Origin of the sequence: Arthrobacter sp. Br18 (genome assembly GCF_000520555.1) — a bacterium.
Taxonomy (GTDB): domain Bacteria; phylum Actinomycetota; class Actinomycetes; order Actinomycetales; family Micrococcaceae; genus Arthrobacter_D.
Window position 1 is genome coordinate 87,047 of record NZ_KI914846.1, and the last position, 8,529, is coordinate 95,575.

An 8,529-nucleotide genomic window follows, 5' to 3' on the forward strand; every position below is an offset into this window, starting at 1 on the left:
TGGGGTTCGGCGTCGGCCTGACGCACGGAAGAATTCCGTCGGCCTTCCTCGAGCAGGCCGAGGTGGAGGGGCTGCCCCTGTTCAGCGTCCCCTACGAGACCCCTTTCATCGCGATCGGCAAGATCGTCGCCGACTCCCTCGCCGCGGACACCTACGCCGGGCTGGAGAGCCTCCTGCGCGGACACCAGGTCCTTGCGGCCGCCCTGCTCGGGGGTGGAGGAATTTCCGCCCTCCTGCGGGAACTGGCCCCGATGCTCGGGACCGACGTCGCCCTTTTCCAGTACGGAACCCGCGTGGCCGGCACCTTCCCGGCCGTTCCCGACGCCGAACAGGTCGTCTGGCACCGCGTGCCGGTAGCGACCGGGCTGAAAGATCGCTGCACGCTGGCGTTCCGCGAGCCCTACCGCCACGCGGCGATCGTGGACTATGCGCAGAGTCTGGTCAGCGTCGAGCTCAGCAATCAGGCGCGACGGCGCACCAGCGAGCGCGCTGCTGCCGGTCAGCTGCTCCAGGACATCACGCGCGGCACGTTGGGCGGCCCTGAAGCCGCGGCCCGCCTGGCCAGCGCGGGCATCGATGCCGGTACGAGGCAGACCGTGGTGATGGTCGATGTCGCCTCCGGCCACCAACGCGCGCTGCGCACTCTTCCGTTGCCTGCCGGGTGGGAATCGGCGGTCGCCGCAATCCTCGACGACCGTCTGGTACTGCTGACCGGCGCCGCCGACGTCGGACACCTGGCGCAGGATCTCAGTTCGTACCTGCACGGTGCAGGGTTCACGGCACAGGTGGGGGTAGGCGGCTCGTATCTCCAGCCCCACGGCCTGCGGTGGAGCTACTTCGAGGCGCGCGAAGCGCTCACCCACGGCCGCCGCGTGAACCGGGCGGACCGGCTGAGCCTGATGTCCCTGCTGCTGGCGAGTGATGATGTGCCGCTCGCGGACCTCGCAGCGGAGACCCTCGATCCGGTGGCCGCATTCGACGCCAGGCATGGCGCCGATCTGATGACCACCCTGGAGAAGTACCTTTCCCTCAACGGATCGGTGGCTGCGGTGGCTGACGCCCTGCAGCTGCACCGCAACACCGTGAGGTACCGGCTGCAGCAGCTCATCGACCTGACGGGCTACGATCCCGGTATCACCGCGGACCGCGTGCACCTGTACCTGGCGCTCAAGGCGCGAAGCCTGCGCTAGGGGTCCCCGCCCGCCGGGCCCCACCCGCACCGTCCGTCCGCGGACCTAGGGGTGTACCGGGAGCCTGAAGCTGAAGGTCGATCCCTCACCCGCGGTGCTCCTGCAGGTGAGGGATCCGCCGTGGCGTTCCACGATCGCCTTGGAGATGGCCAGGCCTAGCCCGACACCGGGAATGGCCGCGTTGCGGGCAGCGGAGGTGCGGAAGAATTTGCTGAAGACGCCGGTGATCTCCTCGGCCGTCATGCCCGTGCCCTGATCGGCGATACGGCACTCCACCCCGTCCTCGCCGGACTGGACCGTCACGGTCACGGTCCCGCCGGACGGTGAGTACTTCACTGCATTCGACAGCAGGTTATCGAGCACCTGCGCAATACGGCCCGGGTCGCAGTTGATGGTGATTCCCTGCTGGCCCGCCTCTTCGAAGCGGACTGCCGGATTCTGGTTGCGTTCCCGCGCCGAGGCGACACGCTGGCTGACCAGGGCCGGGAAGTCCGTGGGCGCGGGCCGTATGTCCGGCGACCCTTCCGCCGCCGCCAAAAGGTCAAGGACCAGTTTGTGGAGGCGGTCGGAGTTTCGGGAAACCACTTCCAGACCGGCCACAACGTGCTCCGGTACGTCCGGTGCTGCCATGAGCAGCTCGAGGTAGCCCCGGATGGCAGTGAGCGGCGTGCGCAGTTCGTGTGAAACAGTCGACACGAACTCATCCTTGGCGTTGAGCGCCGCGACCAGTTCAGTGACGTCGTTGAACGTCACCACTGAGCCCTCACGGCTGCCCGACTGGTCAGTCATCAGGCGGGATGACGTCGAAAGGACCCGCTGGTTGGGCTGCTGGCCCCACCACAGGAGGTAGTCCGAGAACACCTGGCCATCGGCGGCCCGCCGGGACGGACGGCGCGCCGCAGGAAGCACCGAACGGCCGTCCTGCTGATAGATCAACAGGTCCTGCTCCGAGTGGGACGTGCCGCCGTCCTCAGCCGCCAGCGCCTGGAACTGCTGCAGCTTGCGGTTTGTCAACACGGGATCACCGGTCTCATTAACCGCGAGAAGTCCGACATCGACGGAGTTCACGATGGTGTTCAGCAGGCGTTCGCGGCGGCCACTCTCCGCGAGGAGCTTTGTCAGCTCCGCGTCCTTCTCCTCGACGACCCTTTGTTGGTCCATCATGCTCGCCGTCATCACGCGGATGGTGACCGCGATTCCCAGCATGATGAAGGGCAGCAGCAGTGACTGCGTCAGCGAACTCGCGGTGATCTCGCCGCCCGTGAGGAAGACGGGTGTCCAGACGATCGCCAGCGCGGCGAAGAACCCCACCGCCAGCAGGCGTCTCGGATAGAGCCCCGAGGCGGCAAGCCAGATGACGGGAAAGACCGTCAGGAGACCCACCCCGGTGATTTCCGTCCCGGCGCCATGACGCATGAGGCCGATCGGAAGGAAATCGAGCAGCGGAATGATCAGGAAACTCGGATAGGGAAGCCGGTGCCACGGCAGAAGGATGCACAGCAGCAGGATGAATACCTGCAGCGCAACTCCCACCCGGAACAGGCCGTCCTGCAGCACCAGGGGGTGGAACAGCAAGCTGCCGGTGACGATGAGGAGGACCGTGAGGGAAAGGGGAAGCTGACTGAGCACTACACGGTTGCGCATCGACAGCTCGTGGAACTGCCCGCTGTTGAGCGTGAGGTGGGAAAGCACTCTATCCACGGCGTCGGCCACTCCAGATTCCAGTTAAACGGACCGGGTGCAACGCCCCGATCCCCCAAAAGGCAGGAATGAACGCCGGCCCCTCTGAGAATAACCCTCCCGGGGCGTGCGCGGGTCAACTGGAGCGCCCGACCCACGGGGCGCAGTGCGGAACAAACCCCACCAGTAACGTTTAATGAACCGTATGACTGACTCCCCTTCCAAGCGGCGTGCCCTGGTCATCGAGGACGACGCCGATATCAGGGGCCTGCTGGTTCACATTCTCTCCATGCAGGGCTTCGAGGTGGCCGAGGCAGGAACGGCCAGCGACGGCCTCGAGGCGGCGCGGGCAGGCGCGGACCTGATCACCCTCGACCTGAACCTGCCCGACGGCGACGGTGTCGACGTCTGCAGGGAAGTGCGAACGTTCTCGGATGCCTACATCCTGATGATCACCGCGCGCACCGACGAGATCGAACGCCTCACCGGGCTGGAGACCGGGGCCGATGATTACATCAGCAAGCCGTTCAGCCCCCGTGAACTGGTGGCGCGGGTCAACTCCCTCTTCCGGCGCCAACGGAGCCATACAGCCGCTGACGAGGCCCACGCCGACGAACGACGGCGTGCCGGCGAGGTCCAGCAGAGCCTGCTCCCTCGTGACTCACTCCAGCTGGACGGGTTCGATCTCGCCGGGCGTTTCCGTCCCTCACGCAGCGTCGGAGGTGATTTCTACGACTGGTACCCCACCGAGGACGGGATGCACCTCACCGTCGCGGATGCCATGGGTAAGGGCATGGGCGCGGCGCTCATCGCGGCCACGGTGCGCGCCGTCATGCGCTCCGCTGGAAACTCGACCGACCTTGATGCCGCCTTCGAGGACGCAGCCCGGGCCATGGAAGGGGACCTGGAACAGGCCGGTTCCTTCGTGACCCTGTTCCATGCGCGCCTCACCACTGTCGACGGTCTGGTGGAATATATCGATGCAGGTCACGGGCTTGCGCTGAAGGTCGCGGGGGACGGAACCTGCACCCGGCTCACTCCCGGCGGTCCGCCCGTCGGTGCGTGGCCGGGCCAGCGGTGGACCTCCGACCGGGTGAAGCTCGATCCCGGGGACTCCCTCGCCATCATCAGCGACGGACTCCTCGACATCTATGACACCGTGGAGGATTTCACTGCGGCCGTGGCCGGGGTCGTCCACTCCAGCCCCACGGCGGCCGATGCCTGCCGGATGCTCCTCGGGATGGCCGACGTGCCGGAGGTGGCCGACGACGTCACTGTCGTCGTTCTCAACCGGCGCGCAGAAAACTGAGCATGAACCAGTTCTGGGTGCGCGTCCTCGTGGTGCTCACCGTCATCCTGGGAGTCAACTACATCGCGTGGCGCTGGTTGGAATCGTTGAACTGGGCCGCATGGTGGATCTCGATACCGCTGGTCGCCTCCGAAACCTACAGCCTGATCGACGTCGCCCTGTTCGGCATGACGGTGTGGCGCATCAAGCACCGCAAACCTCTGCCTGCTCCTCCGGACGCAACCGTGGATGTGTTCATCACGACGTATAACGAACCCGCGCAGATGGTGCTGGACACAGCCCTCGCAGCCAAGGCGATCACCCATCCGCACAGCACCTGGATTCTGGACGACGGCGCCCGCGGGGAGATCCAGGCGCTGGCGGAGGAACACGGTATCGGCTATCTGACGCGGAGCGCCGACTGGACGGACCGGCCGCGCCATGCCAAGGCAGGCAACCTCAATAACGCACTGATGATGACCCAGGGCGAGTTCCTGCTGATCCTCGACGCGGACCAGGTTCCCGAACCCGAAATCCTCAGCAACACACTCGGCTATTTCTCCTCGCGCCGAATCGCGCTGGTGCAGACTCCGCAGTACTTCATCAACGTGCCGGACGACGATCCACTGGGCAGTCAGGCCCCCCTGTTCTACGGTCCGATCCAGCAGGGCAAGGACGGCTGGAATGCGGCGTTCTTCTGCGGTTCGAACGCTCTGCTCCGCCGTGAGGCACTCATGCAGCTCGGGCTCGTGGGTTATGTGAAGGAAGTGGAAACCGGTGTCAGGAAAGCGCTCAAGGCGTCCCGTACCGCCATCCGCAGGGCCCGGAAGTCGCCGGAGGCAGCCGACCCCCTGGTGGCCGGGCTCCTCAATGAGGTGGAGGGGGCAACCGCCAGGGCCCGCGTCGAGCTGAAGGCCGGCGGATCGCTCAGCGAGGTCACGTACCGCGTCCGGCAGACCGTCGACCACGCAGTCCAGGCCCTCGTCGGCTCGGACTTCTCCACCCTGGAGGCGGACCTTGCCGAGATCGCGGCGATGGAGCTCGACGGCGGCGACGGCTTCAACCTGCCTGCGGAGGAGCTCGACGAAGCGATCGAGCGGATGTCCCACCGCGACTGGTCGCCGCTGGGCGCGCTGGAGTCGGTCCAGGCCGTGCTGGATGCCATCTCCATCGAGCGCCACGCCGAAGCGCAGCCCATCATGCCGCTGGCCACGATCTCGGTCACCGAGGACATGGCCACCTCGATGCGCCTGCACGCCATGGGATGGCAGAGCGCCTATCACCACGAGGTGCTGGCCAACGGGCTTGCCCCTGAGGACCTCAAGACCATGCTGACGCAGCGGCTCCGGTGGGCGCAAGGCACCGTCCAGGTGATGCTGCGCGAGAATCCGCTGTTCCAGAAGGGGATGAAGGCGTCGCAACGCCTGATGTACTTCGCGACCATGTGGACGTATCTGAGCGGGTTCGCCGCCGTCGTGTATTTCGCCGCGCCGATCATCTACCTGACCCTGGGCATCCTTCCGGTGAACAGCATCAGCACCGACTTCTTCGTCCGGTTCATCCCGTTCATGGTGGTCAATCAACTGCTGTTCGCTGTGACGGGCCGCGGAATTCCTACCTGGCGGGGCCAGCAGTACAGCCTCGCGCTCTTCCCCACCTGGATCAAGGCGTGCACCACGGCGGCACGCAATGTCTGGTTCGGCCGTCCGCTGGGCTTCGCGGTCACCCCGAAGGCACGCCAGGACGGCGGGCCGGGCTGGAGCCTCATCCGGCCGCAGCTGGTCGTCATGGCGTTGCTGGTGGTGGCCCTTATTGTTGGACTTGTCCGGCTTGCAGTGGGACTGAATGAACCGGTCGGAACCCTCGTCAATGTCGCCTGGGTGGCCTTCGACCTGGTGGTGTTGAGTGTTTTGATCAAGGCAGTGAAATACGAGGGATTCGTCCCCAATGAAAGGATTCGCGAACATGCAGTTCAGCACGGAGCATAGGACCGGCTATACCGAGGTTCTGGGGAACGGCCGGCTCAACATGGTGGCCGCACCGAAACTGCGGGATGTGGTCTCCGCCGTCGTGGCGGCCGGCAAAACGCGCATCGTGATCAACCTTGCCGGGACGAGCTTCATCGATTCGTCGGGCCTCGGTGCCCTGATCGGCTGCCTCAAGCTGGCCCGCCAGGCCGGCGGGGATCTCCGCATCGCCTGCGTTCAACCCCAGGTGCAGATGGTCCTGGAACTCACGAGTATGCACCGCGTGCTCACTCCCCACCCCACGGCAGAAGGTGCGTTCTCTGATGACTGAAATCCTTGCGCAGCGAGCATTCCTGGCCCCCGCCACGGTGGAGGCCATCGACGATCTCCATACGGAACTGGACATCCTCTGGCAGGACGCTGATTTCGTGCCCGATCTGGATCAGATGGCGTTCACCACCGCGGTGATCGAGGCATCCTCCAATGTGGTCCAGCACGGGGTGGCGCTGGAGGGCAGCGAGCTGAAGCTCGGCGTCGACCTCACCGTCACGTCCTCCCTGCTGCAGGCCCGGATCTCGGAGATCGGAGCCACCGTGCACACCGAACTCCCGGCGGCCGACCTTCCCGGCGACGACTTCGAGTCCGGCCGGGGACTTGCGCTCATCCATGCCCTGGTGAGCACCGTCACCGTCGAGCGCCAGGGGAACACGAATGTGTGGATACTGTCCCGCGAATCCCCGCAGGCCGGTTCGACGCGCTAGGACGATTCCGGCTGCCGTTCCGCTGACCCCTGCGGAACGCCTGATCCTGCGACAGTCCTGCGGGAAGCCTTCGGCAAAAGCGCGCGGCAGCATTGTCCGGTCTGGAAAAATGGGACGTGGAGGCGCTTCCTGCGTTCGGGGCGGCCCTCCGCGGACACCTGTCCATCGACAACGGCAAACCCGGCGCGAGCCGGGGACGCAAAGCTACGGGACCCTCGAGGTCAGCCGGGCTCCCGATCAGCGAAGGTCTCCCCATGCGTCGCTTGCTTCCCTTGCTGTGGCTTCTTCCGTCCGACGGCGGTGCCCGCGTCGTCCGCTTCCGACAGGGGGTCCTGCGCCGGATCCTGCTTCTTCCGGCGCTGATGAGCACCACCCTGATGGTCCTGATGGTGGCGGTGGTGCCACCGGCGGCAGCTGCGTCGGCATCGATCAGCCTCAGCTCCGCGTCGGGACCTGCGGGGATCACCGTCACCGTGACCGGGACCGGTTTCCCCAAGAAGCAGGCCGGCATCCTGCGCGCCGGCACCACATCAGTGCCGATCAGGGCAAGTGCCTCGGGCTACTTCCAGGCCGACATCGTCATCCCTGACGGCTCGGGCACCGTGCCGGTCGACGCCGCAGCCGGCAGCGGGTACGCATCAGCGGTCTTCACGCTGACCTCGGGCTCCCCGTCACCGATAGGGGCCTCCCTCCCTCCGCCGGACCCGGGACCGGCACCCCCCGCCCCCGCCGGAGTGCCTGCCGGACTGCGGTTCGGTGTCGGAACGCCTGGCGGCCCGCTCGCTGCGGCGGAACTGGACGAGGTGGCAGTCCTCGCGGGTGAGGCACCCTCCGTGATCCTCAGTTACAAGGACTTCCACCAGCCCGCTCCGCTCACCGAGCTGGAGGCAGTGCGCTCCCGCGGCGCCGTCACGCTGCTGACGTGGGAACCCTGGGCGTGGGGCGGCGGCACCGAACAGCCCGCCTATTCCCTCGACCGCATCGCTGCAGGCGACTTCGACCCCTACCTGAGGGAGTGGGGCCATGCCTTGGCACAGTGGGGGCACCCGGTGATGCTGCGCTTCGGTCACGAGATGAACGGAAACTGGTACCCGTGGTCCGAGGGCATCAACGGGAACACCGAGGGCGACTACGTTGCCGCCTGGCGGCACGTGCACGACGTCGTCGCCTCCACCGGTGCCGGCAACATCAGTTGGGTCTGGAATCCGAACGTGCCCTACTGGGGTTCCACACCCCTGGCGCAGCTCTACCCCGGGTCCGGCTACGTGGACGCCGTCGCGCTTGACGGGTACAACTGGGGCACCTCGACCGGGTGGAGCGCGTGGGTCGATCCCGCCGGGCTTTTCGGCGACGGACTGGGCCAGCTGCGGAACCTTGCCCCCGGCAAGGAAATCCTGATCGCCGAGACGGCGTCCGCGGAGGCGGGCGGCTCCAAGGCCGCGTGGAACACGTCCCTCGTCGAATACCTCCGGGCCCAGTCCGACGTTTCCGCGGTCGTCTGGTTCCACTTCAACAAGGAAACGGACTGGCGCATCAACAGCAGCACAGCTTCCGCAGAGTCAGTCGCGGCAGCCCTCGCAGCGCGGCGCAGGTAGCGGCGGTACCCGTGGCCGCCCGGCCGGTCACGGCAGGGCGGTCACGGC

The 8,529-nt window shown here is 66.5% G+C and carries 7 protein-coding genes and 1 riboswitch; of the genes, 6 read left to right on the top strand and 1 reads right to left on the bottom strand.

Annotated elements, in window-relative coordinates:
- Positions 1–1,190 (top strand): helix-turn-helix domain-containing protein (locus Y704_RS18680; protein WP_035771413.1); only part of this gene is annotated, 1,190 nt, incomplete at its 5' end.
- 45 nt (positions 1,191–1,235) lie between these two features.
- On the opposite strand, the gene Y704_RS0103150 is transcribed toward Y704_RS18680, so the two are convergent.
- A complete protein-coding gene (locus Y704_RS0103150; protein ID WP_253904215.1) occupies positions 1,236–2,891 on the bottom strand; it encodes a sensor histidine kinase in 1,656 nt (551 codons plus the stop codon).
- Between the two features lie 184 nt (positions 2,892–3,075).
- Here Y704_RS0103150 and Y704_RS0103155 point away from each other — a divergent pair, with 184 nt between their 5' ends.
- From Y704_RS0103155 to Y704_RS0103175, 5 genes are all read left to right on the top strand, one after another.
- Entirely contained in the window at positions 3,076–4,179 is a 1,104-nt protein-coding gene (locus Y704_RS0103155) for a PP2C family protein-serine/threonine phosphatase (RefSeq protein ID WP_026549020.1), read from the top strand.
- A 2-nt stretch (positions 4,180–4,181) separates the two neighbouring features.
- Positions 4,182–6,146 (top strand): glycosyltransferase, encoded by a 1,965-nt coding sequence (locus Y704_RS0103160; protein ID WP_026549021.1) that lies wholly within the window; start codon positions 4,182–4,184, stop codon positions 6,144–6,146.
- Complete coding sequence (locus Y704_RS0103165) at positions 6,124–6,456, top strand: STAS domain-containing protein (RefSeq protein WP_026549022.1); 333 nt, start codon at positions 6,124–6,126, stop codon at positions 6,454–6,456. The genes Y704_RS0103160 and Y704_RS0103165 overlap by 23 nt, the downstream gene beginning before the upstream one ends.
- The gene (locus Y704_RS0103170) at positions 6,449–6,886 is read left to right on the top strand and encodes an ATP-binding protein (RefSeq protein WP_026549023.1); all 438 of its coding nucleotides are present in this window, start codon (positions 6,449–6,451) and stop codon (positions 6,884–6,886) included. The genes Y704_RS0103165 and Y704_RS0103170 overlap by 8 nt, the downstream gene beginning before the upstream one ends.
- Before the next feature lie 163 nt (positions 6,887–7,049).
- Positions 7,050–7,124: riboswitch (cyclic di-GMP riboswitch) on the top strand.
- A gap of 148 nt (positions 7,125–7,272) precedes the next feature.
- Complete coding sequence (locus Y704_RS0103175; RefSeq protein WP_253904220.1) at positions 7,273–8,481, top strand: glycoside hydrolase family 26 protein; 1,209 nt, start codon at positions 7,273–7,275, stop codon at positions 8,479–8,481.
- The last annotated feature ends 48 nt before the right edge of the window (positions 8,482–8,529 follow it).